Source organism: Stenotrophomonas sp. SORGH_AS_0321 (genome assembly GCF_031453215.1).
Taxonomy (GTDB): Bacteria; Pseudomonadota; Gammaproteobacteria; order Xanthomonadales; family Xanthomonadaceae; genus Stenotrophomonas; species Stenotrophomonas chelatiphaga.
Map to the genome: position 1 here is coordinate 904,914 of NZ_JAVIZG010000001.1, position 26,685 is coordinate 931,598.

23 protein-coding genes are annotated in these 26,685 nt (G+C 68.0%); 19 read left to right on the forward strand and 4 right to left on the reverse strand.

What is annotated here, in order from left to right; all coding sequences use genetic code 11:
* Positions 1-34 precede the first annotated feature (34 nt).
* The 13 genes from QE373_RS03810 (at position 35) to tkt (ending at position 16,538) form a co-directional block, all read left to right on the forward strand.
* A complete protein-coding gene (locus QE373_RS03810; RefSeq protein ID WP_057687502.1) occupies positions 35-1,093 on the forward strand; it encodes a pilus assembly protein PilM in 1,059 nt (352 codons plus the stop codon).
* Positions 1,093-1,881, forward strand: coding sequence for a PilN domain-containing protein (locus tag QE373_RS03815; RefSeq protein WP_309683763.1), 789 nt, complete (start codon positions 1,093-1,095; stop codon positions 1,879-1,881). The genes QE373_RS03810 and QE373_RS03815 overlap by 1 nt, the downstream gene beginning before the upstream one ends.
* Positions 1,878-2,564 carry a type 4a pilus biogenesis protein PilO gene (gene pilO / locus QE373_RS03820; RefSeq protein ID WP_309683765.1) on the forward strand — a complete coding sequence of 229 codons (687 nt, stop codon included), beginning with the start codon at positions 1,878-1,880 and terminating at the stop codon, positions 2,562-2,564. The genes QE373_RS03815 and pilO overlap by 4 nt, the downstream gene beginning before the upstream one ends.
* The gene (locus QE373_RS03825) at positions 2,561-3,094 is read left to right on the forward strand and encodes a pilus assembly protein PilP (RefSeq protein WP_057687505.1); all 534 of its coding nucleotides are present in this window, start codon (positions 2,561-2,563) and stop codon (positions 3,092-3,094) included. The genes pilO and QE373_RS03825 overlap by 4 nt, the downstream gene beginning before the upstream one ends.
* Before the next feature lie 21 nt (positions 3,095-3,115).
* Entirely contained in the window at positions 3,116-5,086 is a 1,971-nt protein-coding gene (locus QE373_RS03830; protein ID WP_309683767.1) for a type IV pilus secretin PilQ family protein, read from the forward strand.
* Positions 5,087-5,821: 735 nt separating this feature from the next.
* Complete coding sequence (locus QE373_RS03835; RefSeq protein ID WP_309683768.1) at positions 5,822-6,841, forward strand: MoxR family ATPase; 1,020 nt, start codon at positions 5,822-5,824, stop codon at positions 6,839-6,841.
* Between the two features lie 5 nt (positions 6,842-6,846).
* Positions 6,847-7,764: a DUF58 domain-containing protein gene (locus QE373_RS03840; protein ID WP_309683771.1), complete on the forward strand. Its 918-nt coding sequence runs from the start codon at positions 6,847-6,849 to the stop codon at positions 7,762-7,764.
* Entirely contained in the window at positions 7,761-8,210 is a 450-nt protein-coding gene (locus QE373_RS03845) for a DUF4381 domain-containing protein (RefSeq protein WP_309683773.1), read from the forward strand. Before QE373_RS03840 ends, QE373_RS03845 begins: the two co-directional genes overlap by 4 nt.
* The gene (locus tag QE373_RS03850) at positions 8,207-9,208 is read left to right on the forward strand and encodes a VWA domain-containing protein (protein ID WP_309683777.1); all 1,002 of its coding nucleotides are present in this window, start codon (positions 8,207-8,209) and stop codon (positions 9,206-9,208) included. Before QE373_RS03845 ends, QE373_RS03850 begins: the two co-directional genes overlap by 4 nt.
* Positions 9,205-11,022, forward strand: coding sequence for a VWA domain-containing protein (locus QE373_RS03855; protein WP_309683780.1), 1,818 nt, complete (start codon positions 9,205-9,207; stop codon positions 11,020-11,022). Before QE373_RS03850 ends, QE373_RS03855 begins: the two co-directional genes overlap by 4 nt.
* 26 nt (positions 11,023-11,048) lie before the next feature.
* Positions 11,049-12,734 (forward strand): BatD family protein, encoded by a 1,686-nt coding sequence (locus tag QE373_RS03860; protein WP_309689545.1) that lies wholly within the window; start codon positions 11,049-11,051, stop codon positions 12,732-12,734.
* A 64-nt stretch (positions 12,735-12,798) separates the two neighbouring features.
* Positions 12,799-14,121, forward strand: coding sequence for a dicarboxylate/amino acid:cation symporter (locus QE373_RS03865; protein ID WP_309683782.1), 1,323 nt, complete (start codon positions 12,799-12,801; stop codon positions 14,119-14,121).
* Between the two features lie 416 nt (positions 14,122-14,537).
* The gene (tkt, locus tag QE373_RS03870; RefSeq protein ID WP_309683784.1) at positions 14,538-16,538 is read left to right on the forward strand and encodes a transketolase; all 2,001 of its coding nucleotides are present in this window, start codon (positions 14,538-14,540) and stop codon (positions 16,536-16,538) included.
* A gap of 214 nt (positions 16,539-16,752) precedes the next feature.
* Here tkt and QE373_RS03875 read toward each other — a convergent pair whose 3' ends face one another.
* Complete coding sequence (locus tag QE373_RS03875) at positions 16,753-18,705, reverse strand: acetyl-CoA hydrolase/transferase C-terminal domain-containing protein (protein ID WP_309683785.1); 1,953 nt, start codon at positions 18,703-18,705, stop codon at positions 16,753-16,755.
* 170 nt (positions 18,706-18,875) lie between these two features.
* Between QE373_RS03875 and QE373_RS03880 the strand changes: the two genes are divergently transcribed.
* The 3 genes from QE373_RS03880 to QE373_RS03890 are packed head-to-tail and all read left to right on the forward strand — an operon-like array spanning position 18,876 to position 21,008.
* Positions 18,876-19,241, forward strand: a complete 366-nt coding sequence (locus QE373_RS03880; protein WP_309689548.1) for a BlaI/MecI/CopY family transcriptional regulator — start codon at positions 18,876-18,878, stop codon at positions 19,239-19,241.
* Positions 19,234-20,436: a TonB family protein gene (locus QE373_RS03885; RefSeq protein ID WP_309683787.1), complete on the forward strand. Its 1,203-nt coding sequence runs from the start codon at positions 19,234-19,236 to the stop codon at positions 20,434-20,436. Before QE373_RS03880 ends, QE373_RS03885 begins: the two co-directional genes overlap by 8 nt.
* Entirely contained in the window at positions 20,433-21,008 is a 576-nt protein-coding gene (locus QE373_RS03890) for a hypothetical protein (protein ID WP_309683789.1), read from the forward strand. The genes QE373_RS03885 and QE373_RS03890 overlap by 4 nt, the downstream gene beginning before the upstream one ends.
* On the opposite strand, the gene QE373_RS03895 is transcribed toward QE373_RS03890, so the two are convergent.
* A complete protein-coding gene (locus QE373_RS03895; RefSeq protein ID WP_309683791.1) occupies positions 21,005-21,805 on the reverse strand; it encodes an MBL fold metallo-hydrolase in 801 nt (266 codons plus the stop codon). The genes QE373_RS03890 and QE373_RS03895 overlap by 4 nt on opposite strands.
* Positions 21,806-21,816: 11 nt before the next feature.
* Entirely contained in the window at positions 21,817-22,632 is an 816-nt protein-coding gene (locus QE373_RS03900) for a S1/P1 nuclease (RefSeq protein ID WP_309683793.1), read from the reverse strand.
* Positions 22,633-22,735: 103 nt separating this feature from the next.
* Between QE373_RS03900 and QE373_RS03905 the strand changes: the two genes are divergently transcribed.
* Positions 22,736-23,449 carry an aspartate/glutamate racemase family protein gene (locus QE373_RS03905; RefSeq protein ID WP_309683795.1) on the forward strand — a complete coding sequence of 238 codons (714 nt, stop codon included), beginning with the start codon at positions 22,736-22,738 and terminating at the stop codon, positions 23,447-23,449.
* A 92-nt stretch (positions 23,450-23,541) separates the two neighbouring features.
* Here the strand turns inward: QE373_RS03905 and QE373_RS03910 are convergent, their stop codons facing one another.
* Positions 23,542-24,168: an OmpW family outer membrane protein gene (locus QE373_RS03910; RefSeq protein WP_309683797.1), complete on the reverse strand. Its 627-nt coding sequence runs from the start codon at positions 24,166-24,168 to the stop codon at positions 23,542-23,544.
* A gap of 192 nt (positions 24,169-24,360) precedes the next feature.
* Between QE373_RS03910 and gap the strand changes: the two genes are divergently transcribed.
* Both gap and QE373_RS03920 read left to right on the forward strand, forming a co-directional pair.
* On the forward strand, positions 24,361-25,365 hold the full coding sequence (gap, locus tag QE373_RS03915) for a type I glyceraldehyde-3-phosphate dehydrogenase (RefSeq protein WP_309683799.1): 1,005 nt from the start codon (positions 24,361-24,363) through the stop codon (positions 25,363-25,365).
* A 153-nt stretch (positions 25,366-25,518) separates the two neighbouring features.
* Positions 25,519-26,670: an N-acetylmuramoyl-L-alanine amidase gene (locus QE373_RS03920; protein WP_309683801.1), complete on the forward strand. Its 1,152-nt coding sequence runs from the start codon at positions 25,519-25,521 to the stop codon at positions 26,668-26,670.
* The last annotated feature ends 15 nt before the right edge of the window (positions 26,671-26,685 follow it).

Genomic DNA, 26,685 nt, shown 5'->3' on the forward strand with positions numbered 1-26,685 from the left:
TTGCGTCCAAGTGCCCATCGGCAGGGGAGAAACCGTGGGGCTCATCCCAAAAGGCCAGTCGTCGCTCATTGGCGTCGACATCAGTTCGACTGCGGTAAAGCTTTTGCAGCTTTCACGCAGTGGTAACCGTTTCCGCGTGGAACACTACGCCGTGGAACCGTTGCCGCCGAACGCCGTCGTAGAAAAAAACATCGTTGAAGTGGAGGCGGTGGGCGAAGCCATCCGTCGCGCGGTCAACCGGTCGGGCAGCAAGGTCAAGTTCGCTGCGGCGGCGGTGGCCGGCTCGGCGGTGATCACCAAGGTGATCCCGATGCCGGCCGATCTGGACGAGAACGAGATGGAGGCCCAGGTCGAACTGGAAGCCGTCAACTACATCCCGTACCCGATCGAAGAAGTGAACCTGGACTTCGAAGTGCTCGGGACCATCCCGAACAACCCGGAAATGGTCCAGGTGCTGCTGGCTGCCTCGCGTTCGGAAAACGTCGAACTGCGCCAGTCGGCGCTGGAACTGGGTGGGCTGACCGCCAAGGTGATGGACGTGGAGGCCTTCGCGGTCGAAAACGCCTTTGCCCTGGTCGCCAGCGAGCTGCCGGTGTCCAGTGACGGCGTGGTCGCGCTGGTCGACATCGGCGCCACCATGACCACGCTGAACGTGTTGCGCGGGGGGCGCAGCCTGTACAGCCGCGAGCAGGTCTTCGGCGGCAAGCAGCTGACCGACGAAATCATGCGCCGTTTCGGCCTGAGCTACGAAGAAGCCGGCCTGGCCAAGCGCCAGGGCGGGCTTCCGGAAAGCTACGAAATGGAGGTGCTGGAGCCGTTCAAGGAAGCGACGGTCCAGCAGATCAGCCGCCTGCTGCAGTTCTTCTATGCAGGCAGTGAGTTCAACCGTGTCGACCATATTGTGCTGGCCGGCGGCTGTGCCGCGCTGACCGGCCTGCCGGAGCTGGTGGAAGAGCAGCTTGGCGTGCCGACCGTGGTGGCCAACCCGCTGGCGCAGATGACGCTGGGCCCGAAGGTGCAGGCGCACGCACTGGCGCAGGACGCCCCGGCGCTGATGATCGCCACCGGCCTGGCGATGAGGAGTTTCGACTGATGGCACGCATAAACCTGCTGCCGTGGCGTGCCGAACGTCGCAAGCAACGCCAGCGCGAGTTCTACGCAATGTTGGGCCTGGCCGCCGTCGGTGGCCTGCTGCTGTCGCTGATGGTGTGGTTCTATTACGACCGCCAGGTGAGTGGCCAGGGCGAGCGCAACACCTTCCTGCAGGCCGAGATCGACAAGGTCAAGCTGCAGAACAAGGAGATCGACCGGCTTGATGCGCAGAAGGACCGCCTGCTCGCGCGCAAGGCCGTCATCGAGGAACTGCAGTCCAAGCGTTCGCAGATGGTGCACCTGTTCGATGCGCTGGTCCGCACCATCCCCGATGGCGTGGTGCTGACCGCACTGAAGCAGGAAGGCGACGTGCTGACCCTGGAAGGGCGCACCCAGTCCAATGCGCGCGTTTCGGCCTACATGCGCAACCTGGAGACGTCCGGCTGGATGACCAACCCGGAATTGTCGATCATCGAAGCGCGTGACCCGGAAAAGGAAAAGGAAGCCCAGACGCTGCCGCTGGCGGATGTCAGCGCGCTGCCGTATGTGTTCGTGGTGAAGGTCAAGCTGCCGGCGCAGAGCGAGGAATCCACGCTCAATCCGGATGGCTCGGTGGCTGATCCGAATGCACCGGTTGCCGCTGATCCGGCCGCGCTGGCCCCGCTGGCCCCGGGCGACGCTGCCGCGCCTGCTGCCGCTCCGGCGCCCGCTGGCAGCCGGCTGACCCCGGCCGCCCCGCAGCAGACGCCGCCGCCGACACCGGCCAGCGGCCAGGAGGGCTCGCCGTGAGCCAGAAGAAATTCAATATCAACGAGTTGGACTTCAACGACATCGGCAACTGGCCGCAGCAGGCCAAGGTGGTGTTCTGCGTGCTGATCGCGCTGGTCATCATGGCGGTGTCGTGGTTCCTGCTGACCAGTGGCAAGCGCGAAGAGCTGGCCACCCTGGAACGCCGCGAGACCGAACTGCGTACCGAGTTCGAAAAGGAACAGGGGCGCGCGGTCAACCTGGAGCCGCTCAAGCAGCAGCTCGCGCAGATGGAGCAGGTGCTGCAGCAGATGCTGCGCCAGCTGCCCAGCAAGACCGAAATGCCGGACCTGATCATCGACGTTTCGCAGACCGCGCTGTCCAGCGGCCTGGTCAACGAACTGTTCGAACCCGAAGCCGAGCAGGTGCGTGAGTTCTACGCCGAAAAGCCGATCAAGCTGCGCATGGTGGGCAGTTACCACCAGTTCGGTGCGTTCGTCAGCGGCGTGGCCTCGCTGCCGCGCGTGGTCATCCTGACCATGCACGACATCAACCTGAAGCCGAAGGATCCCAAGACCGGCATCAACCCGGCCTCGATCCGCGCCGGTGCGCTGGAACTGTCCGGTACGGTCAAGACCTATCGCTACCTGGATGAGGCCGAGATGGAGCAGCAGGAGAAGGCTGCCGCCGAGAAGGCCGCTGCAGAGAAGGGGGGCACGCCATGATCCGCTCCTCCCTGCTGCGCAGCGCAGGCCTGCTGGCGCTGGTGCTGCTGGCCGGTTGCGGCCGCGGCGTGACCAGCACGCCCGGTGATGCGCCCAATCTGCAGAAATGGGTGGAAGACGTGCGCGCACGTCCGGCCCCCGCCCTTGAACCGCTGCCGGTGATGCAGCAGTTCGAGACGTTCGAATATTCGGCGCAGGGCATGCGCGATCCGTTCACCGATGCCTGGTCCAACCCGCAGGGCGGCAGTGGCCTGCGTCCTGATCCGAACCGTCGCAAGGAGCCGCTGGAAGCCTTCCCGCTGGACAGCCTGGACATGGTCGGCACGATCGGGACCGGGGGCGGCACGGTGGCGGTGGTGATGGCACCTGACAAGGTGAGTTACCGCGTGCGGCCGGGCGTGTACATGGGGCAGAGCGATGGCCGGGTGACCGGGGTCTTCGAGGACCGCATCGAACTGATAGAGCTGGTGCCGGATGGCGCGGGCGGGTGGCTGGAACGGCCGGCCGCGCTCTCGCTTGAAGATCAATGATCGTTTACTGGGGATAGCACGATGACCTTTCACAATGCCAAGGGGCTGCGTCCGATCCGGCGCCCAACCTTGAACCGGATCGGCGCGCTGGGAGTCGCGTTGATGCTGGCGTGCGGCCACGCGACTGCGGCTGCGCCCACCGGCGCGCCCGCCGCTGCCGCGGCCACGCCGGTCAGCGCACCGGCGTCACTGTCGGTGTCCAAGATCGACTTCAAGCGGGGCGAAGACGGCGCCGGCCGCCTGGTCCTGCAGTTCGACGGCCAGGGTGCGAACCCTGACCTGCGCAACCAGGGCAACAGCGTGGTCATCGACGTCGGCAATGCACGCCTGCCCGAGCAGCTGCAGAAGCCGCTCAACGTCACCGACTTCGCCACGCCGGTGCAGCGCATCGACGCCAAGCCGTACGGTGGTGGCACCCAGCTGGTGCTGAGCACCAACAGCGCGTTCGAGTCGCTGGCCTACCAGAGCGGCAACGAATACGTGGTGGAGATCACCCCGAAGGAAGGCATCGCGGCTACCGGTGCGATCACCACCAGCACCGTCGCCCAGGCCGCCAGTGCGGTGGCCCAGCGCGGTTACAGCGGACGCCCGGTGACCTTCAACTTCCAGGACGTGCCGGTGCGCACCGTGCTGCAGCTGATCGCCGAAGAGTCCAACCTCAACGTGGTGGCATCGGACAGCGTTGCCGGCAACGTCACCCTGCGCCTGGTCAACGTGCCGTGGGACCAGGCGCTGGACATCGTGCTGCGTGCCAAGGGCCTGGACAAGCGCCGCGACGGCAGCGTGATCTGGGTCGGCCCGCAGGCCGAGCTGGCCAAGTTCGAGCAGGAAAAAGAAGACGCACGCATCGCGATCGAAAACCGCGAAGACCTGATCACCGATTACGTGCAGATCAATTACCATAGCGCCTCGGCGATCTTCAAAGCCCTGACCGAAGCCCGCGGCATCGGCAACGGCAGCGGTGGCCAGGGCGGCGGCGGCAGTGGCAACTCGGCGCAGGAAGAAAGTGGCTTCCTGACCTCGCGCGGCCGCATCGTGGCCGATGAACGCACCAACATGCTGATGATCAGCGACATCCCCAAGAAGGTCGCGCGCATGCGTGAGCTGATCGGGGTGATCGACCGTCCGGTCGACCAGGTGCTGATCGAAAGCCGCATCGTCATCGCCACCGATACCTTCGCCCGCGAACTGGGTGCGAAGTTCGGCGTCAGCGGCAGCCGCGACAACGTGTTCTTCAACAATACGGTCGACAACAACGGGGCCAACATCAGGAACCAGGCCACCGTAGACACCGCCTACCAGCGTGCGGTCAACGAATGGGCTGCGGCCGGTGGCACCGGTGCGGCGCCCGTGCGTGATCCGTACACCATCACCCGCGGCCTGATGTCCAACCTGCCGGTGGCGGCGACCAGCAATCCGGCCTCGCTGGCGCTGTCGATCCTCAACGCGGGTTACCTGCTGGATGTCGAGCTGTCGGCGATGCAGACCGAATCGCGCGGCGAAGTGATTTCCAACCCGCGCGTGGTGACCACCAACCAGCGCGAAGCCCTGATCAAGCAGGGTAAGGAAATCGGCTACGTGACCATCTCCGCCGGCGGCGCCGGTGGCGGCAACCAGGCCAACGTCCAGTTCAAGGAAGTGGTGCTGGAGCTGAAGGTCACCCCGACGATCACCAACGACAACCGCGTGTTCCTGAACATGGCGGTCAAGAAGGATGAAGTCGACCAGTGGATCGAGCTGGAAGGCTACGGCACGGTGCCGTCGATCAACCGTCGCGAAGTCAATACCGCGGTGCTGGTGGAAGACGGGCAGACGGTGGTGATCGGTGGCGTGTACGAGTTCACCGACCGCAACAGCATCAGCAAGGTGCCGTTCCTGGGTGACGTGCCGTTCCTGGGCAACCTGTTCAAAAAGCGCAGCCGCAACAAGGACAAGGCCGAACTGCTGGTGTTCGTGACCCCGAAGGTCCTGCGCGTCGCCAAGGGCAAGTAATGGAGGTGCCGGGCCTGCGGCCCGGCGCCCGCTGCAGGCAACAGCCACAGCAACAGCCACAGCCACAGCCACAGCCACAGCCACAGCCACAGCAACAGCCACAGCTGCAGTGCTGCTTGGTGGGGGGGCGGGGTGGGTTGGCGGGGGACGGCAACAGCCGCTCCTGCGGGCCTCGTTTCGCGCCATCCATGGCGCTCAACGCCCCCGCCAACCCACCCCGTCCCCCTACGACAGGGTGGTGTGGGCTGATGGAGAAGTAAAAAGAAAAAGCCGACGCTCCGCGTCGGCTTTTTTGGTTCCGGGGAGGGGCAGGGACGGGGTCAGAGTCCTTTCGCGCAGCGAAAGGACTCTGACCCCTGCCTTTATTCTTTTTTTCACGCGGGTGGCGGCCACCGGAACCTGTGAGGGGCCGGGCGGTGGGGCTGTGCGGGGGCGTTGAGCGCCATGGATGGCGCGAAACGAGGCCCGCATGGGTGAGGGCGCTTTGCTTGCGAAGCACCGCTTCGCAAGCGCCCGAACGCACAGCCGCCCAGCGGCTGGGCCGGACCCCGGAGGGGCGGTTGTTGCCGTCCCCCGCACAGCCCCATCGCCCGGCCCACCCACGCACACAGCTCTAGAACGCCACCCGCGAGGGGCATCACCGCTCGATCCACTGTTCATCCAATCTTGATCACATTCATGACCGACCCCTGCGATGATGGGGAACCGGAATCCACCGGTGCTGGTCCAAGCACGATGAATCAGATCCCCGCCGTTCCCCCCACCCTCACCGCAGGCAGCAATGCCTCGCGCCTGCATGCTGACTTCCAGGCCCTGCGCGTTGCGCTGTCCAGTGAAATCGTCGGCCAGGCCGAGCTGGTCGAACGCCTGCTGATCGCCTTGCTGGCCGATGGCCACCTGCTGGTGGAGGGCGCGCCCGGGCTGGCCAAGACCACCGCCATCCGCGCCCTGGCCAGTCGCTTGGACGCTGAGTTTTCCCGCGTGCAGTTCACCCCGGACCTGCTGCCGGCCGACCTCACCGGCACCGAAATCTGGCGCCCGCAGGAGGGCCGCTTCGAGTTCGTGCCCGGTCCGATCTTCCACCCGATCCTGCTGGCGGACGAGATCAACCGCGCCCCGGCCAAGGTCCAGTCCGCGCTGCTGGAAGCGATGGGCGAGCGCCAGGTGACCGTGGGCCGCCACACCTACGCGCTGCCGCCGCTGTTCCTGGTGATGGCGACGCAGAACCCGATCGAACAGGAAGGCACGTTCCCGCTGCCGGAAGCGCAGCTCGACCGCTTCCTCATGTACGTCCGCATCGGCTACCCCGACGAAGGCGCCGAGACCGAGATCCTGCGGCTGGCCCGTGAACGCGCGCGCGGTGCGCTGGACGCGGCACCGGAGCCGCCGCGGCGGATGCCACTGGAAGACGTCCACCAGGCGCGCCGGGAAGTGCTGGACCTGCACATGGCGCCGCCGTTGGAACGCTATCTGGTGGAGCTGGTGCTGGCCTCGCGGCAGCCGGCCCGTTACGACGCCGCGCTGGCGCGGCGCATTGCCTGGGGCGCCAGCCCGCGTGGCTCGATCGCGTTGGAACGCTGCGCGCGCGCGCGCGCCTGGTTGGCCGGGCGTGACTTCGTGACCCCCGACGATGTACGCGCGATCGCGGCTGACGTGCTGCGCCACCGCGTGCTGCCCAGCTACGAGGCGCTCGCGGAAGGTTGGGATGGCGAACGGCTGGTGCAGGAGCTGCTGGCCAAGGTGCCGGCCCCCTGACCGCGATGGCCGTTGATTCCCCCGACCTGCTGCACGGCGATGGCCTGGTCCCCACGCTTGCCGAACTGGTGGCGCTGCGCGGCACGGCGATCCGCCCGCCGGCGCCGAAGCGTGGACGCATCGGCCAGGCCGGCCAGGCGCCATCGCCGCTGCGCGGGCGTGGCATGGAGTACGCCGAATCACGCGAGTATGTCGCCGGCGATGACGCGCGGCATATCGACTGGCGGGTGACCGCGCGCAGTGGCCGCACCCATACCAAGTTGTTCCAGGCCGAACGCGAGCGGGTCACGCTGATCGTCGCCGACACCGATCCGGCCCTGTACTTCGGCACGCGTACGCGCTTCAAATCGGTACAGGCCGCACGCGTGGGCGCGGTGGCGGCGTGGTCGGCGCAGCGGCGCGGTGACCGCATCGCGGCGCTGCGCGGCAGCCTGCACGAAGCCCCGATTCCGCCAGCCGGCGGAACCCGTGGCGTGTTGCGCGTGCTCGATGCACTGGGCCGCTGGTATGCCGCGCCCCCGGCCGAAGACGCCGGGCTGGAGCACGCGCTGCAGCAGGCCGCGCGCGTGTTGCGGCCGGGCGCGCGCCTGCTGGTGCTGGCCGACCCGCTGCGCGCCGCCGCGGTGCCGCTCGCGCGCTGGTCCGGGCTGGCCCTGCATCATCAGGTGGACGTGGTGCTGCTGGTGGATCCGCTGGAGATGCAGCCGCCCACCGACGCACTCGATTTCCTCGCCGAACAGCGTCGCGTGCGGGTCGACCTGCGCAGTCCGCAGGTGCGCGCGCACTGGCAGGACCACTTCGCCACGCCGCTGCAGCAACTGCAGGACAGCCTGGCCACGCGCCGGGTCACCGCCCATGTGATGTCCACCGATGCCCCGAGTGCCGGGTGGCTTGCCCCTGCAGTGCGCGAGGTGGTGGCATGAGCACCAACCTGCCGCTGCGAGATGTGCACCTGCCACCGGCGCCCAGTTTGTGGCCGCCGGCGCCCGGCTGGTGGCTTGTCGCCGCCGGGGTGCTGCTGCTGGTGGCGATTCCCGTGCTGCTGCGCGCCCGCCGACTGCGCCGCGAACGGGCCTGGCAGCGGCAGTTCGACGCTGAGCTGCAGGCGGCGGGCGAAGGGCCGCTGCGGCTTGCCGCGCTGGTGGAGCTGCTGCGCCGCGCCGCCCGCGCAAACCGCGCCGGCAGCGAGCTGCTGCAGGGGGAGGCGTGGCTGCAGGTGCTTGATCCAGCCAATGCGCTTGCGCCGGCGCAACGCGCGCTGCTGCTGCAGGGCGCTTACCAGCCTGCCATCGATGCAGCGCAGCTGGCAACGCTCGAACGCTGGGCACGCACGCGGCATGTCGCGCTGCTGCGGGAGTGCACGCGATGACCCTTCCCGCCTGGCCGTGGCCGGACCTGCTGCTGGCATGGCCGTGGGCGCTGCTGGCGCTGCCGTTGCCGTGGCTGATGCGCTGGTGGCCACGTCGCGTGGCATCGGAAGGCGCCGCGCTGCGCGTGCCGTGGTCGGCGCAGCAGCTGCAGCAGATCGCCGGTGGCAGCGGCCACGATGGCGCACGCGTCCATCGCCTGCTGCTGTGGTTGGCGTGGTGCTGCCTTTGCGTGGCGCTGGCCCGTCCGCAGCTGCTCGGTGAAGCGGTGAGTCCGCCCACCCAGGCGCGGCAGTTGATGTTGGCCATGGACGTGTCCGGCAGCATGGGCGAACCGGACATGGTGCTCGGTCGGCAGGTGGTGGAGCGGCTGGTCGCCGCCAAGGCGGTGCTGGCGGATTTCCTGGACCGTCGTGCCGGCGATCGCGTGGGCCTGCTGGTATTCGGCGACCGTGCCTATGCCTTGACCCCGATCACCGCCGACCTGGCCAGCGTGCGCGAACAACTCGGCGATGCGGTCGTTGGACTGGCCGGCCGCGAAACCGCCATCGGCGATGCGATCGCACTGGCGGTCAAACGCCTGCGTGACCAGCCCGAAGGCCAGCGCGTGCTGATCCTGCTGACTGACGGCGTCAGCAATGCCGGCGTGTTGTCACCGCTGCGTGCGGCGGAGCTGGCGGCCACCGAACAGGTTCGGGTCTACCCGGTGGCCTTCGGTGGGGATGGCGGCATGAAGCTGTTTGGCATGGACCTCGGCCAGGGCCAGGATCCCGTCGACGAGGCCACGCTGCGGCAGATCGCCGAGCGCACCGGCGGGCGCTTCTTCCGCGCACGTGACACTGCCGAGCTGGCCGGCATCTATGCCGAACTGGATCGGCTCGAGCCGGTGATCGCCAAGGGGCCTGCCCTGCGGCCACGTAAGGAAGTCTATTTCTGGGCACTGGGACTGGCGATGCTGCTGGGTGCACTGGCCTGGCTGTGGCCGGGACCTCGGTCATGAACCTGGACCTGCTTTCCGCGCTGCACTGGGCCCGTCCGCAGCTGCTGTGGGCGTTGTGCGTGCTGCCGCTCATCGCCCTGTGGGCATGGCGTCGCGGGCGTGATGCCGGACGCTGGCAGCACGCGGTGGATCCCCACCTGTTGCCGCACCTGCTGCAGGCCAGCGGCAAGGGGGCACGGCGCTGGCCGTGGATGCTGCTGCTGGGTTGGACGCTGGCCGTACTGGCACTGGCGGGCCCGGGCTGGAAGCAGCAGGCCCAACCGCTGCTGCAACCGCAGTCACCGCTGGTGGTGGTGCTGGACCTGTCCACCCGCATCACCGCCACCGACCTGCCGCCGTCGCGGCTGCTGCAGGCACGGGCCAAACTGGGCAGCCTGCTGCAGCAACGCGAAGGCGGCCAACTGGCGCTGGTGGTCTATGCCGACGATGCCTACACCGTGGCGCCGCTCACCGATGACGTGGCCAACATCGCGTTGTATCTGGATGCGTTGTCGCCGCAGGTGATGCCGGCCGATGGCCAGCGCACCGACCGTGCGCTGGACTGGGCCACCCGGCTGCTGCAACGCAGTGGCATGCGCGCCGGCCAGGTGCTGCTGCTGACCGACAGCGCCGATGCGGCTGCCATCGACGCCGCGCGCCAGGCGCACGGCCAGGGCGTGCAGGTATCGGTGATCGGGCTGGGTACAACGACCGGCGCGGCCTACCGGGACACCCGCGGACAGATTGCCAACGCCGCGCTGGACGAAGCCAGCCTGCGCCGCCTGGCCGACGCCGGTGGCGGGCGCTACCAGCGGCTGGCCCGCGACACCGCCGACCTGCGCGCCCTGGATCTGCTGCGCGCCGACCGTTCGGTGGGGGAAAGCGAGCAGGGGAGCGTGCGCCAGTGGCTGGACCAGGGCTACTGGCTGCTGCCGCCGCTGATGCTGCTTGCCTTGCTGGCATTCCGGCGGCGCAGCGCGGTGCTGTCGGTGCTGCTGTTGATCGGGGCGGCAGGCCTGCAGCCAACGCCGGTTCTGGCGCAGGCAGGCGCGTCCGCCGCCCCGCAGTCCGCGCCGCAGTCCGGTGCCCGTTCCGGCCTCTGGCTGCGCGATGACCAGCGCCGCCAGCAGCAACTGGAGCAGGGCGTGCAGGCCTACCACGCCGGCGATTTCAGCACCGCCGCACGCACGTTCGAAGGCGTGCGGACCGCCGAAGGCTGGTACAACCTCGGCAACGCGCGTGCGCGCCAGGGCGATCTCGATGGCGCCGTGCAGGCCTACGACCATGCCTTGAGCCGGCGCCCGGGCATGCCCGATGCGGTGGCCAACCGGGCCGTGGTCGATGCCGCGCGCAAACGCAGGCCACCGCCTTCGCCGAAGGACGGAACGTCCCCGCCATCGCAGGGTGGAAACAGCAAGCCGCCGCCGCAGGGCCAGGGCCAGGCGCAGCCGCCAGCGTCCGGCCAGCCGTCGTCCACCGGCAAGGGGTCGCCGAAGCCGGGCGAGCCTGCCCAGCCGCCGCCCGCGGGCGCACCATCAGACAAGCCGGCACAAGGTGAGGCGGCGCGGCAGCCCCCGGTCGATCCCCAGGCGCAGGCGCGCGCCGATGCAGAACAGCGCCAGCGCATGCAGCAGGCGGTGCAGCAGGGCAACGAGGGCAAGGACGGCAAGGACGGCAAGCAGCCGGCACGACGCAGCGATGGCCGCACGCCGCAGCAGCGCGAGCAGCAGCAGGCGGTCGAAGCGTGGATGCGGCGCGTGCCTGACCGGCCCGGCGATCTGCTGCGCGCCAAATTCCAGCTGGAAAACGAACGCAGGAAACAGGAAGGACCATGATCCGCACCGCCTCTCCATCAGCCCTCATGCGCGTGCTGCCGTGGCTGCTCGCGGCATTCGCGGCGCTGGCATGGGTGCCGCAGTCCGCATCGGCGCAGACCCGTGCGTGGCTGGACCGCGCCCAGGTTTCGCTCGGCGACACGGTCACCCTGAACATCCAGTCCGATTCGGCCGTCTCGCCGGTGCTGACGCCGTTGGGGGCCGATTTCGAACTCAGCAACCAGACCCGCAGCCGCCAGGTCGAGTGGATCAACGGTCGCATGCAGACGCGCACGCTGCACGGGGTGGCCCTGTCACCCCGGCGCAGCGGCACGCTGGTGGTGCCGCCGCTGCAGGTCGGCCAGGTATTCACCGAGCCCCTGCAACTGCAGGTGGGCGCGGCCGCCCCGGCACGCAACGATGGCACCGCCCTGGCGTTCATCGAAACCGAAGTGGATGACAGCAGCCCTTACGTGCAGCAGAGCGTGGGCGTGGTGGTGCGGTTGTTCTACGCCGCGCAGCTGGCGTCGGGTTCACTGGTGCTCGATACCCCCGAAGGGGCATCGCTGCAGGTGATCGGCCAGGACCGCACCGACGTGCGCGAGGTCAACGGACGACGCTACAACGTGGCCGAGCGGCGTTATCTGTTGATTCCCGAACGCAGCGGTCCGCTGCGGGTGGCAGGTGCGCGCTTCGACGGGCGCACCGCGGGCAGTTTCTTCGATGACTTCTTCGGCGGGCGCGGTGATGGCCGGCTGCGCGCGGCAGCGGCCGACCAGACCCTGCAGGTGCAGGCGCAACCGGTTGACGCGCCGCAGCCGTGGCTGCCGCTGCACGACCTGCGCCTGCGTTACACGCTGGCACCGGACCGGGCGCGCGCCGGTGAAGCGGCCACGCTGGAGATCGAAGGGATCGCGGTGGGAGCGACCCGGGCCCAGTTCACCGACCTGCCGGTGCCCGATGTCGGCAGCGATGCCCAGGTGTTCGCCGAGCCGGCGCAGTACGACGAGACCTTCAGTGGCGGCTCGCCGCAGCTGAAGATCACCCGGCGCTATTCCATCGTGCCGCGCGCGGCCGGGACGCTGGAAGTGCCCGGCATCCAGATGCGCTGGTGGGACGTGAAGAGCGGCCAGGCGCGCAGCAGCGGTGTTCCCGCACTGACCCTGGCGGTTGCGGCCGGCAGTGGGGGGACCGGCCAGCCGACCCCGCCGGCGCAGGCGCTGGACACCGATGCCGCGCTGCCTGGTGGTGACGACGCGCCCGCCCTCGCGGCGGCCCCCGCCCAGGCGCGGCAGGCCTGGCCGTGGATGGCGTTGGCCGCCGGCCTGCTGCTGTTGTGGCTGCTGACCCTGTGGTGGGGCTGGCGGCGCGGACGCGGCCAGCCGATGCGGCCGTCCGGGCCTGTGCCGCAGGCACACGACGGCGTGCGCCAGCAGGCGCCGCGCGTGGCCGAGCTGCGTCGCGCACTGGACGCGGAGAGCTTCGCCGATGTGGCGGCGTTGCTGTGTGCGATGGCCGGCGTGTCGTGTCTGGAGCAGGTCATGGCCAGATTGGGCGACGATCGCCAGCGGCAGGCGCTGCAGGCCTTGCAGAAAGCGCGCTGGGCGGGCGAAGGTGAGCTTCCGGACGTGCGACGGGAACTGAAACAAGCGTTCCATGACGGACCGCACTGGTCGGCGCCGGTAATCTCGACGCAGACTGGCCTGCCGCCGCTGTACCCGCCACCGCCGTGATCGGCAAGACGGGGCCGCGGGGCGCTTTGCTACAGTGACTCCCCTTTCCCAGGATACCGACCCGATGACAGCAGCCAGCCCCGCGAAGAAAAAGATGCCTCTGCACTGGAAAATGGGCATCGGCTTCGCCATCGGCCTGGTGCTGGGTCTGGTGGTGCATGCGTTGGGTGCGCAGACGCCGGCACTGATGGACGCGGCGAAGTGGTTGATGCACTACATCACCACGCCGGCTTCCGGCCTGTTCCTCAACCTGATCTTCATGCTGATCGTGCCGCTGATCTTCTCGGCGCTGGTGATGGGCGTGTCGGAGATGGGCGACATCCGCGCGCTCGGTCGGATCGGCTGGAAAACCCTGGCGTACACCATCGTGCTGTCCAGCATCGCGGTGGCGATCGGCCTGGTGCTGGTAAACGTGCTCAAGCCGGGCGTGGGCGTGGATCCGGCCATGGCCAACCAGATCCTGGCCGAGAACCTGGAACGGTCGAAGGAGATCGTCGCCGGGGTCGGCAGCCAGCCCAAGGGCATGGACATGCTGTTGTCCATCGTGCCGAGCAACATCGTGGAGGCCGCGTCCAGCAATGGCGCGATCCTGTCGCTGATGTTCTTCGCGCTGATGTTCGGCATCGGCATGGTGCTGACCGACGATGAAAAAGTCGCCCCGCTGCGGCGTGCCATCGAGGGCATCTTCGAAGTCTCGATGACCCTGATCAACCTGGTCATCCGCCTGGCGCCGTATGCGGTGGCCTGCTTCATGTTCAACCTGGCCGCGCTGTTCGGCTTCGAGCTGCTGATCCGGCTGGGCGCCTATGTGGGCGTGGTGGTGCTGGCGCTCGGCCTGCACATGGTGGTGACCTATGGCGTGGCGGTGTGGTTGTCCGGACGCTCGCCGCTGGCGTTCTTCCGCGATACCCAGGAAGCCACGGTGATGGCGTTCTCCACCGCGTCCAGCAACGCCACCCTGCCGACCGCGCTGCGCGTGGCCGATGAGATGGGCCTGCCGCAGAAGGTGTCGCGCTTCGTGCTGACCGTGGGCGCGACCGCCAACCAGAACGGCACCGCGCTGTTCGAGGGCGTGACGGTGATCTTCCTGGCGCAGTTCTTCGGCGTGGACCTGAGCATCGGCCAGCAGGTCATGGTCATGGCGGTCTGCATCCTTGGCGGCATCGGCACGGCCGGCGTGCCGTCGGGGTCGCTGCCGGTGGTGGCGATGATCTGCGCGATGGTCGGGGTGAACCCGCTCGGCATCGGCCTGATCCTGGGCGTGAACCACTTCCTGGACATGTGCCGTACCGCGCTGAATGTCACCGGCGACCTGGCCCTGACCACCCTGGTGGCCAAGGGCGAAAAGGACGAGCCGGTGGCCGCGGCGGCAACGACCGACCGCTGACCCCGCCCGGGTAGCGCCGAGCCATGCTCGGCGGATGCCCCCGTGCCGCTGCGCTCGCCGACCATGGGTCGGCGCTACCGGTTCCGGGCAAGCGGGGCGTACTGATGTCGCCCCGGGTAGCGCCGAGCCGTGCTCGGCGGATGCCCCGTGCCGCTGCGCTCGCCGACCATGGGTCGGCGCTACCGGTTCCGGGCGGGCGGGGCGTGCCGCTGCCGTCCGGGTAGCGCCGAGCCGTGCTCGGCGGATGCCCCCGTGCCGCTGCGCTCGCCGACCATGGGTCGGCGCTACCGGTTCCGGGCGGGCGGGGCGTGCCGCCTGCTGACCCGCCGGTTACCGCGTGAGTCCGCCGGGCGTGGCACGGCGCTACAATGACTCGCCCGCACGTCCGCGGCCGCCTCCCTGATTCCGATAGAACCATGACGCAGCCTACCCGCCGCCAGTTGGCCAACGCCATCCGCTTCCTTGCCGCCGATGCGGTCGAGACCGCCAAGTCCGGCCACCCCGGCATGCCCATGGGCATGGCCGACATCGCCGAAGTGCTCTGGAACGACTATCTCCGCCACAACCCGAACAACCCGAAGTGGTTCAACCGTGACCGTTTCGTGCTGTCCAACGGCCATGGCTCGATGCTGCAGTACGCCCTGCTGCACCTGAGCGGCTACGATCTGCCGATCGAGCAGCTGAAGGCGTTCCGCCAGCTCGGCAGCAAGACCGCCGGCCATCCGGAGCACCATGAAACCCCCGGCGTGGAGACCACCACCGGTCCGCTCGGCCAGGGCTTTGCCAATGCCGTCGGTTTCGCCCTGGCCGAAAAGCTGCTGGCCCAGCGCTTCAACCGCCCGGAGCTGGAGATCGTCGATCACCGCACCTACGTGTTCATGGGTGACGGCTGCCTGATGGAAGGCGTGTCGCATGAAGCCGCTTCGCTGGCCGGTACCTGGGGCCTGCACAAGCTGGTCTGCTTCTGGGACAACAACCACATCTCCATCGACGGCAACACCGATGGCTGGTTCACCGACAACACCCCGGAACGTTTCGAGGCCTACGGCTGGAACGTGGTGCGTGACGTCGACGGCCATGATCCGGAAAGCATCAAGGCCGGCATCGACGCCGCCCTGGCACAGTCCGACAAGCCGACCCTGATCTGCTGCCGCACCACCATCGGCTTCGGTTCCCCGGCCAAGGCCGGCAAGGAATCCAGCCACGGTGCGCCGCTGGGCAAGGACGAGCTGGAAGCCACCCGCAAGGCACTGGGCTGGGAATATGGCCCGTTCGAGATCCCGGAAGCCATCTATGGCGGCTGGCGTGCCGGCGGTACCGGTACCCTGCGCCAGGCCGAGTGGGAACAGCAGTTCGACAAGTACGCCGCCCAGTACCCGCAGCAGGCCGAGGAGCTGACCCGTCGTTCGCACGGCGAGCTGCCGGAAGATTTCATCGCCAAGGCCGATGCCTACATCGCCCAGGTGGCGGCGGAAGGTCCGACCATCGCTTCGCGCAAGGCATCGCAGCTGGCCATCGAAGCCTATGCACCGCTGCTTCCGGAGCTGGTGGGCGGTTCGGCCGATCTGGCGCACTCCAACCTGACCCTGTGGAAGGCCAGCAAGTCGGTCGCCACCGATGACGCCAACGCCAACTACGTGTACTACGGCGTGCGCGAGTTCGGCATGACCGCCATTGCCAACGGCCTGGCCCTGCACGGCGGTTTCCTGCCGTTCGACGCCACCTTCCTGGTGTTCAGCGACTACGCCCGCAACGGTGTGCGCATGAGCGCCCTGATCCCGGCCCACGCCATCCACGTCTACACCCACGACTCGATCGGCCTGGGTGAAGACGGCCCGACCCACCAGCCGGTGGAGCACCTGGCCTCGCTGCGCTACATCCCGAACAACGATGTGTGGCGCCCCTGCGACGCGGTGGAATCGGCGGTCAGCTGGAAGGCCGCGATCACCCGCCAGGACGGCCCGAGCTGCCTGGTGTTCAGCCGCCAGAACCTGCCGCACCAGCCGCGCGATGCCGGCCAGATCGCCCAGATCGAGCAGGGCGGCTACGTGCTGGCCGATGCCGAAGGCGGTAGCCCGGACGTGATCCTGATCGCTACCGGTTCGGAAGTGTCGCTGGCCACCGAAGCCAAGGCGCAGCTGGACGCGGCCGGCCTGAAGACCCGCGTGGTCTCCATGCCGTCCACCGACGTGTTCCTGCGCCAGGATGCGGCCTACCGTGAATCGGTGCTGCCGAACGCGGTGCGCAAGCGCGTGGCGATCGAAGCCGGTGTCACCGGTTTCTGGCGCCAGTTCGTCGGCCTGGATGGCGCGGTGGTGGGTATCGACACCTTCGGCGCATCGGCGCCGGCGGACGCGCTGTACAAGCACTTCGGCATCACCACCGCGCACGTGGTGGAAGCCGCCAAGGCGCTGTAATACGCAGCAACGGAAAACGCCCCGCAAGGGGCGTTTTCTTTGCGCCCAAGCCCGGTAGTGACGGCCGCTGGCCGTCGGCTCCTGCCTTGCCCGGTAGTGACGGCCGCTGGCCGTCACGCTCCTGCCTTGCTCCTGGTGGGTGACGACCGTTGGTCGTCACGCGGTTGCTCCGTTACCGCTGCGCTCGCCGAGCATGGCTCGGCGCTACCGGCCGCTAGGCGGCCGTGCGTGCCAGCGCCAGACGCAACAGGCGTGCGTTCAAGCGCTCGCCCATGTTCGCAGGCGCTTCAAGCCCCATCCGCTGCAGGTACACCGCATCGCCATCGCCGGCGCGTTGCGTCAACGCTGACCACACCGTGCGCAGCTTCGCGCCGCGTGTCTGCGTGTTGGATTTCAGCCAGCCGAGTGCCTTCAGCAGGACCTGCTCGACCTCGGTGAAATCACTGCCCAGCGGATAATCGGGCAGGGTGCCGTCGCTGCGGAATCCGGCCAGTGCGGCCGACAAGGCCTGCGGCGTATTGCGTTGTGCGCGCGGGTCCACCTGCGCGTTGGTCGCCAGCTTGCGCGCGGCCTTCGCCTGCTGCAGCAATGCCTGCTGGAACGGCTGCTCGGTAATGGCGGCCATGGCCTGCACGCAGTCGGCGTCGGTCAGTCCGCGCAGGTCGGCGATGCCATATTCATCGAGGTACACATCGCGCAGGTGGCGCGGAATGGTGGTGTGCCCATAGTTCCAGCGCACGTTGCTCTCGCGGGTGCCGGCATCTTCGCGCGCGGCGCGGAACATCAGCACGCTGCGTGCTTCGGGCAGCGCATGCGCCATCGCCACGAAGTTGTACTGGCCGCCCACGCCGGAGACCACGCGGCCGTCTTCCAGCGCATCGGAGACGGCGGCGCCGAGCGCGGTGGCCATCATGCAGGAATTGAAGAAGCGTGCATGGCGGCGCTGCAGCCGCTCCAGCTCTTCGTTGCCGCCGTACAACTGGTTGATCTCACTGATCCGGCGCATGCCGATGGCGCGGCATTCATCGTCGGGCAGGGTGCGCAGCCACTCGTAGAACTCAGGCGAGCCGAGGTAGAACGCGCCGTGCAGGTACTCGCCTTCGGCGGCCAGCGTGGCGTGGTCGGCGGTGTAGGCGCTGCCGTTGTCCAGCCGTTTCATCAGCACCAGGTCATCGTGCACCTTGCGCTTGATCACCCCGCACTGCACCAGCTTGCGGAAGCCTTCGTTGAGCATCTCGCTGCAGCCGTACAGGCCCTCTTCGAACGGCCCCAATCCACCGATTTCAGCCACCAGCGGATGCGCCGCCAGCTGCGGATCCAGTGCATGCAGCACGCGTCGGTACAGCGCGTTGTCGGTATGGCGCAGCACCAGCGCGTGGCTGAGCGCATCGGCCAGTGCACCGATGCCGATCTGCAGGGTGCCACCGTCACGCACCAGCGTGCTGGCGTACAGGCCGATGGCATGGTCGGCATCGCTGACCGGTTGCCGCGGCAGGCCGAACAGCGCCGGATAGGGACCGGGCGGCGTGATCACCAGGTCGAAGAAGGTCTCGTCCACCGCCGCACTGCCGCCCAGCCACGGCAGCTGCGGATCCACTTCGGCAATCAGCAGCGGGCGCGGCAGCCCGCGTGCGGCCATGGCATCCAAGGTGTCCTGGGTGATGTCGTTGTTGCACGACAGCGACAACCGGCTGCTGCCTTCGCGGCGGGCCACTTTCTGCACGATGGCATGTGGCGCGCGCTGGGCGACCGCATCGGCGGCGTGGGTGTAGTTCAGGCTGGTATAGCTGGCCTGCGCCTGCCGCGAGCGCAGCAATGCGCCGGACTGCATGTAGAACTCTTCCACCTGGATGTGGTCCGGCAGGGTGTCGGCTGCCATCGCATCGGCATACGCCAGGCGCACGGCGTCCTTGCCGAAATGACGCGCGGCGAACGGTCCCATGAAGCGCGCCTCCAGCCCATCGCCACGCGCAACCGGCGGGTTCAGCGACAGCGCGGTGTAGATCTGCAGCGGCCGTGCGGGGTCCTTTTCCACCCGCGCGTATAGCGCGTTGAGCAGACGATGTGGCTTGCCCAGCGCGAGCGGCGCCCCGATGCGAACGGCGCCTTCGATGCGCGCCTGCAGCCAATCGACGGCCGCATCCAGATCGGTCAGGTGGTCGGTCATGCGCGCTCCTTGGTCTTTATCAAGGCATTACAGCATGTCGGGCTTGAACGTCATAAGAAGGTGGAACCGCGGAGAGGCCACGGAAAGTGCGCAGAGGAAGCCGGTGCGCACGGACTTGACACGCCATCCGATTACGTCTGTAATCAAGATGTCGATTACAGGTGTAAATGATCATGCAGATCAGCGAAGCAGAATCCGTCGTCATGGAGGTCCTGTGGAAGTCATCGCCACTTGGCGCCGAGGAGGTGATCGCCGCGCTGTCATCGCGCAACTGGGCCGAGCCGACCGTGAAGACCCTGCTCAACCGGCTGCTCGGCAAGCAGGCCATCGCCGCCGAGCGCGAAGGGCGTCGCTATCTGTACCGGCCGCTGCTGCAGCGCCCTGCGTGGGTTGCCTCGCAGAGCGAGCAGTTCCTCGGGCGGGTCTTCGATGGACAGGTGGCACCGCTGGTGGCGCACTTCAGCCAGCGTGGGCGGCTCAGCGCACAGGACATCGCCGAACTGCGCAGGTTGATCGGGGAACTCGGCGATGAATGAACTGGTTGACCTGCTGTTGCGCGCTACTGTCTGGATGACGATCGCCAGCGTGCTGCTGGCTTGCCTGCGGCCGCTGCTGCTCAGGCTCGGCGGAGCGGCGCTGGCATACCGCAGCTGGGTCCTGATGCCGCTGCTGTTGTTGGCCGTGGTGCTGCCGCTGCCGCCGCTGGTGGGCGTGGAGAGGATTCCCTTGCCGACGCTTGTCGCGCTGCCGTCGGTGGCAGCGGGCGTGCAGGCATTTTCGCTGGACGGCATGTCTGTGCTGCTCTTCGCATGGGGTGCAGGGGTCGCCGTCATGCTGGCACGGGCCTGCATCGCACAGCGCCGTTTCGTGCGCGCGATGGGTCCGCTGCAGCGCCGCGATGACGGCAGCTGGCAAGCCACGTCCGATCCCGGCCTGCCCGCGCTGGTCGGGCTGCTGCGACCACGCGTGGTGGTCGGGCCCGCATTCGATTCGATGTTCGATGCCCGGCAACGCGCGCTGGTGCTGCGCCATGAGCACAGCCACCGCGAGCATGGCGACCCGTGGGGCAACGCCGCGTTGTTGCTGTTGCATTGCCTGTTCTGGTTCCACCCGCTGGGCGGGTGGACGGCACGCCGCTTCCAGCGTGACCAGGAGCTGGCCTGCGACGCCCGCGTGCTCGCCGACGACCCGGCCCAGTGCCGTTCCTACGCCATGGCGCTGCTCGCAGCGCAGGGCGTTCACCCGGGCGTTGCCGTGGCATGCCACTGGCGCGGCCCATCGCAACTGAAGGAGAGGATTGCCATGTTGAAGCAGGGAAAGCGTGGGTGGGTGTCGACGACGTCAGGGCAGCTGCTGCTCGCCGGGTTGTGCATCGGCGCTGGCGGCATCGCGTGGGCGGGGCAGGCCGTGCAGCCGCCGCACATCGTGGCGCCTGCATCGGCGGATCGCCAGGCGACGGCCATCCAGAGGGTGGCACCGGCCTACCCGAAGGAGGCGTTCGAGCGCAGCATCGCCGGCAACGTGATGCTGCGCGTGGTGGTCGGTACCGACGGCACGCCGACCGATGTCCGTGTCACCAGCGCAACCGTGCCGGGTGTCTTCGACGCCGCCGCCGTGCAGGCCGCGCGGCAATGGACCTTCCAACCGGCGCTGAAGGACGGTGTGGCCGTCGCGACGACCCTGCAGGTGCCGGTGACGTTCTCGCTGGACAACGACGGCCCGCTGCCATGAGGCGGCGGTCGGTGTTCGTGGTGGGTGCGATGCTGCTGTCCGGCTGCGCCACCCACGAGCACCTGACCGCGCAGGACACCCGCGCGGAGAACGTCGATCACCAGCGGCTGCAGGTGCGCCGTGATGGCAGCGGCGCAGGCGCCATTGAGGTGTACGCCCTTCGCCCAACGGAGGGGTATCGCATGCCCCAGCTGCACACCGCACCGCCACCGGTGCTCGGCAACGCCGATCCCCGCCAGGAACTGGCGCCGACGCGGGTCTGCCTGCAACTGGTGGTGGACGCCGAGGGCAGGGTGGAGCGCAGCCTGCCGCTGGCCGATCGGCCGGAGTGCGAAGCGGGACTGGCCGCGGTCAATCTTCCCCTGCTGCAGGCGGCGCAGCACGCGGTGGCAATGTGGCGTTTCTCACCTGCCGCGCTCTGCCATTTTCCGGCGGGAAGCGTACCGCGCGATGCCACCGACTGCGACGGCGCCGAGCGGATCGAACCGGTGCCGGTCAGCCTGCTCTACGCCTTCACTTTCGAAATCGTGAAGGGCCGTCAGTACGTCCGCAGCCAGAAAGGCGGGGCCTAGCCGCCGCCCTGCAGGTTGGCCCTTACTGCCGGCTGCATCAGGCGCGGTTCGGCCAGGGTGGCATCGCGGGCCTGGCGCATGGCCACGAACTCGGCTTCGCTCACGCCTTCGCGGACGTGGATGTTGTGCGCGCGCTGTTCGGCGATGCTGGTCTGGTTGGCGACATCGCGGCCGCCGGCGCCGTAGTCGTGGCACACGAAGACGCGCGTCTGCCCTGGCAGCGACAGCAGGCGCTGGATCGAGTGGTACAGCTGCGCGGCGTTGCCACCGGGAAAGTCGCAGCGGGCCGTGCCGCTGTCGGGCATGAACAGCGAATCGCCCGGGAACAGCGCATCGTCGATCAGGTAGGCGATGCTGTCGCTGGTGTGGCCGGGCACGGCGATCACGCGTGCGTCCAGCGTGCCCAGCGCGAAGCGTTCACCGTCGGCAAACAGATGGTCGAAGGCTTCCGGGGTCGCCGACAGGTCCAGCGCAAGACGCGGCGCGAACGTGGCCTGCACCGCGCGGATGCCTTCGCCGATGGCCAGCGTGGCCTGCGGGAAACGTGCCTTCAGCACGCGCCCGGCCGACACGTGGTCGGCATGGGCATGGGTTTCCAGCAGCCAGCGCACGTCCAGCGCGTTGTCGCGCACATGGTCCAGCAGCGGCTGCAGCGCGGCATCGGACAGCGCGCCGGCATCCGGTTCGTAATCCAGCGCAGCGTCGATCAGCGCCGCGTGGCCGGTGGCCGGGTCGTGCGCCACATAGCTGAAGGTATTGCTGTCATGGTGGAAGAACGACTGGACGTGGACAGGCATGCGGCACCTCCTCAGCGGCGGCCGAGGGCGCTGTTCAGTACCTGCGCCAGCCGCTCGCCGGCGAAGCGCAGTTCGCCCTCGGCCACGGGGCGATAGTGTTCGGTGTAGTCGTCGCCGAGCTTACGCGAGGCCGGGTAAACACCGTGTTCAATCGCCACGCGGCAGCTGGATTCGGCCCAGGCGGCAGCATCCCGGCGCAGGTCCACGCGGCGTGCCAGCGACGGTTGCGGCAGCGCCTGCAGTACCTTCAGGTAGCCGTCGTCGTCCAGTTTGCGGGTGTTGAGCAGGCCGCTGTCCCACAGCGAATGCAGGTTGGTGCCGCGCCCGTTGAACTGCAGCTGGAAATCGTTGCCCCCCTTGTCGTGCCCGTAGCCGGCATGCATGGGCTGGTGGATGTCACCGACCAGGTGCACCACGAACTTCAGCGCCTGCGCACGTTCGGCGTCGCTGCGGCTGCGATCGGACAGGATCAGCGTCTGCTGCTTCAGCGCTTCGACCACGCAGTTGCCGTCCGGGCAGTGCTTGGGTGCATCGTAGACGCAGCCGTCTTCGGCCATGTTGATGTAATGCCACTTCGCCGAACGGCGGCCCAGGTCCCGATCATTGGCGCGCAACTGGTCGGCCCACGGCGCGATACCGGACAGGGTGGGATCGGTCTCGCCGGCCAGCAGGCGATCCACTTCGGCGCGCGCGGCCGGGGTGAGGCGGGTTTCCGCGACACGGCCCACCAGCCGGTGGCCCTGGGCGCCCCAGGCCAGGGCATCGGTGGAAACGAGGGTGAGCGCTGCCAGCAGGGCAGCGGCCGGGATCAGAGAGGAGAATTTCATCCTGCGTATTCTAGCGGGCGCCCCGTGCCTCGGCTTGCCTGCATGTGGCCGCGATCGCCCGCACCGGGGTAGGCTGACAGCTTCTCGGCGAGGGGTAACCTGCATGCAGCAGAGGATCGTGGGGCTGATCGGTGGCATGAGCTGGGAAAGTTCGGCCCATTACTACCGGCTGATTAACGAGCACGTGCGCGACGCGCTCGGCGGCATGCACTCGGCGCGCTTGTTGCTGTGGTCGTTCGACTTCGCCGCGATCGAAGCGCTGCAGCGGGCCGCGGACTGGCAGGAAGCGACCCGCCGGATGATCGATGCCGCGCGCAGGCTCGAGACGGCCGGCGCCACCTGCATCGTGATCTGCACCAACACGATGCATCGCATGGTCGTGGACGTGCAGGGGGCCATAGGTATTCCGCTGTTGCATATCGCCGATCCCACCGCCGCCGCTGCACAGGCCTTGGGGCTGAAGCAGGTGGGGTTGCTGGGCACGGCCTTCACCATGGAGCAGGCGTTCTACAAAGGGCGGTTGCAGGACCGGCACGGCCTGCAGGTGCTGGTGCCCGGCGAAGAAGACCGCGCCGAAGTCCACCGGATCATCTATGAAGAGCTGGTGCAGGGCAGGGTACTGCCGGCGTCGCGGGCGTTCTATCGCCAAGTGATGCAGCGGCTGGTGCACCGTGGCGCGCAGGCCATCATCCTGGGCTGCACCGAGATCATGATGCTGGTCGGCCCCGACGATGCCAGCGTGCCGTTGCTGGATACCACGGCGCTGCATGCGCGCGCCGCCGCGCAACATCTGCTGGGCGACGGCACGTCCGGTTGAACGCCGGTCCGGCCGGGTGGGTGACGACCGTGGTCGTCACGCTGTCGGTTGTGACGGTCGCTGGCCGTCCTGCGCTTTGAACTGCCTGCGCATCAGAACTTGACCACGTACGACACGCCATAAGCCAGCGGATCGATCTCCACAGTGCCCAGCTTCTGCCCATCCAGCTTCACCTTGCTGTCGATGTCCATCCAGCGCAGGTCCACGCGCAGCGCGGCCTTTTCGCTGATCGCAAAATCCAGCCCTGCATGCGCGGCCAGGCCCCAGGAATCATCGAGCTTCAGCGTGCTGCCGGCCAGCGCGCCGCCGGTTTCTTCGCTGAAGAAGGTGGTGTAGTTGACGCCCGCGCCCAGGAACGGGGACACCTTGCCCTGGCTGTTGAAGTGGTACTGCAGGGTCACCACCGGCGGCAGGTGCTTGGTGCTGCCGACCCGGCCGAGGCCGGCGATGTTGATGTCGTGCTTGAACGGCAGCGCGGCCAGCACCTCGATGCCGAGGTTGTCGGCGATGAAATACTCGCCGGTGATGGTCGGCTTGATGTCGCTGTCCACGTCCACCTTCAGCGTGCCGCCGGCCAGCGAGCCGTTGTTGGACTTCGGTGCCACCTGGTGCACGCCGGCGGAGAGCGTCCAGTCGCCCTTGGACTGGGCCATGGCCGGGGCGGCGGCCGATGACAGGGCGAGGGCCAGGCCGGCCAGCAGGGGAGCGGTGATGCGCATGGTGCAGGTCTCGTTGCGGGGGTGATGGGGCCAGTCTCGGCCGGGCCCGCCTGCAACGCCTTGATCCGGATCAAATCCGACCGGGCAGCCGGGTCCCGGGCCGGCCTGGCCGCCGGTGGTCAGGGCGGTTTGCTAGACTAGTGGGCCTTATCCATCCCGCCGCGTCGCGCGCGGCCGCAGGAGCTCATCAACATGGCAATCAAGGTTGGTATCAACGGTTTCGGTCGCATCGGGCGCAACGTGCTGCGCTCGGCGGTGCTGAACTTCGGCGACGACATCGAAATCGTGGCCATCAACGATCTGCTGGAGCCGGATTACCTGGCCTACATGCTGAAGTACGATTCGGTGCACGGTCGCTTCAAGGCCGACGTGGCCGTGGAAGGGGGCGACCTGCTGGTCAACGGCAAGAAGGTGCGCCTGACCCAGGAACGCGACCCGGCCAACCTGAAGTGGGACGAAGTGGGCGTGGACGTGGTGATCGAATCCACCGGCCTGTTCCTGACCAAGGAAACCGCGCAGAAGCACATCGACGCTGGTGCGAAGAAGGTGATCCTGTCGGCGCCGTCGAAGGACGACACGCCGATGTTCGTGTTCGGCGTGAATGACAAGACCTACGCCGGCCAGGCGATCGTCTCCAACGCCTCGTGCACCACCAACTGCCTGGCCCCGCTGGCCAAGGTCATCAACGACAAGTGGGGCATCAAGCGTGGCCTGATGACCACCGTGCATGCCGCCACCGCGACCCAGAAGACCGTCGATGGCCCGTCCAACAAGGACTGGCGCGGCGGCCGCGGCATCCTGGAAAACATCATTCCTTCGTCCACCGGTGCGGCCAAGGCCGTTGGCGTGGTGATCCCGGAATTGAACAAGAAGCTGACCGGCATGAGCTTCCGCGTGCCGACCTCGGACGTGTCGGTGGTCGACCTGACCGTCGAACTGGAAAAGGAAGCCACCTACGCTGAAATCTGCGCCGAAGTGAAGGCACAGAGCGAAGGCGCGCTGAAGGGCATTCTCGGTTACACCGAAGACAAGGTCGTGGCGACCGATTTCCGCGGCGAAACCCACACCTCGGTGTTCGATGCCGAAGCCGGCATCGCCCTGGACAGCACCTTCGTCAAGCTGGTGTCGTGGTACGACAACGAATGGGGCTACTCCAACAAGTGCCTGGAAATGGTGCGCGTCGTCGCGGCGAAGTAATTCCGCACCGCGTGTGACCCTGCGAACCCCGGCCCCGGCCGGGGTTCGTCGTTGTGGGCGCGGCAATGCCTGCGTACGTGTACGCCTTTGCCTGATGTGCCGATGCACTACGCGATGCTACTTGTGGAGCTCCTCATCCAAAGGAGCATCGCCATGACCACGCGCTTGCTGCGGCTGCTGCCTGCGGGCCTGCTCTGGGTTGTCGCAGCCACGCAGGCGGCACTGCCTGCCGCTGCTGACGACTCCGGCATCGTGGCCGCCATCCTGGCGCAGATGGAGGCATCTCCCCTGCGAGCGCACGGCCCGCCGAGCGTGGAGGCCGCGACGGACGGCAGCTGGGTCGTGGAAATGGGCGACGACTTTCTCGCTGACGTGCGCGGTGCGCAGATACCGGCCGAACTGGATGCACGGCTGCAGGCGATCCGGCTGGCCGTGCTGCTGCAGCGCGAACAGGCCGGGGCCGCGCCGTACCCGCTGGACTTCCGTTTCAACGGACGCGCGCTGGAAGACCATTTTCCACTGCCGGTGCAGCCGCTGCGCGACGCTGGCGCTGTAGCAAGCGCGGGGGTGGATGTGTTCGTCTCCGCAAGCCACGGCTGGTACCTGCACGCCGGCAGCACCTGGCGCCTGCAGCGTCCGCTCAGCAACGGCATGGTCGAAGACCTGGTGACGCCGCGCTTCGCACGCCAGTTCGTCGAGGCCCTGCAACGCGAAGGGGTCACCTCGATGCTGTCGCGTTCGGAAGCGATGGCGCCGCACCCGTTGGCCGGTGAGCCGTGGTGGCAGATGGCAACCCGCTACCATGCGCAGGCGTTGTATCCGGGTCGTACCGACATCTGGCAAAGCTATGCCGACCGGGACACGCCGCTGCGCGAGTACAACGACGATATCCGTAGCCGTCCATTGCTGGCCAACGAGGTGGGCGCTGGCGTGCTGGTGCATCTGCACACCAACGCGGCGGCGAATGCATCAGCGACCGGCATGATGGCCTTCCACCAGTCCGGCCGTGACGAGGATCGGCGCCTGGGGCACGTCGTGCTCTGCGCCATGCGCGACGCGATCCAGCGGCTGCCTGCTTATGCCCGCTACAACGTGCGCGTGCAGCCGATGACCGGCAATTATGGTGAAAACCGGCTCGCGCTGGCCCCTTCCATCCTCGTGGAGCTCGGTTTCCACACCCATCCGCAGGACGCCGTGGCGCTGCAGGATCCGCAGTTCCAGGCTGCAGTCGCTGAAGGGCTGCGCCAGGGCTATCTGCAGTTCCAGCAAGGCGTCGGAGTGGGCGGGGCCAGCGTGTGCCAGTGAGGCGCGCGCGGCACG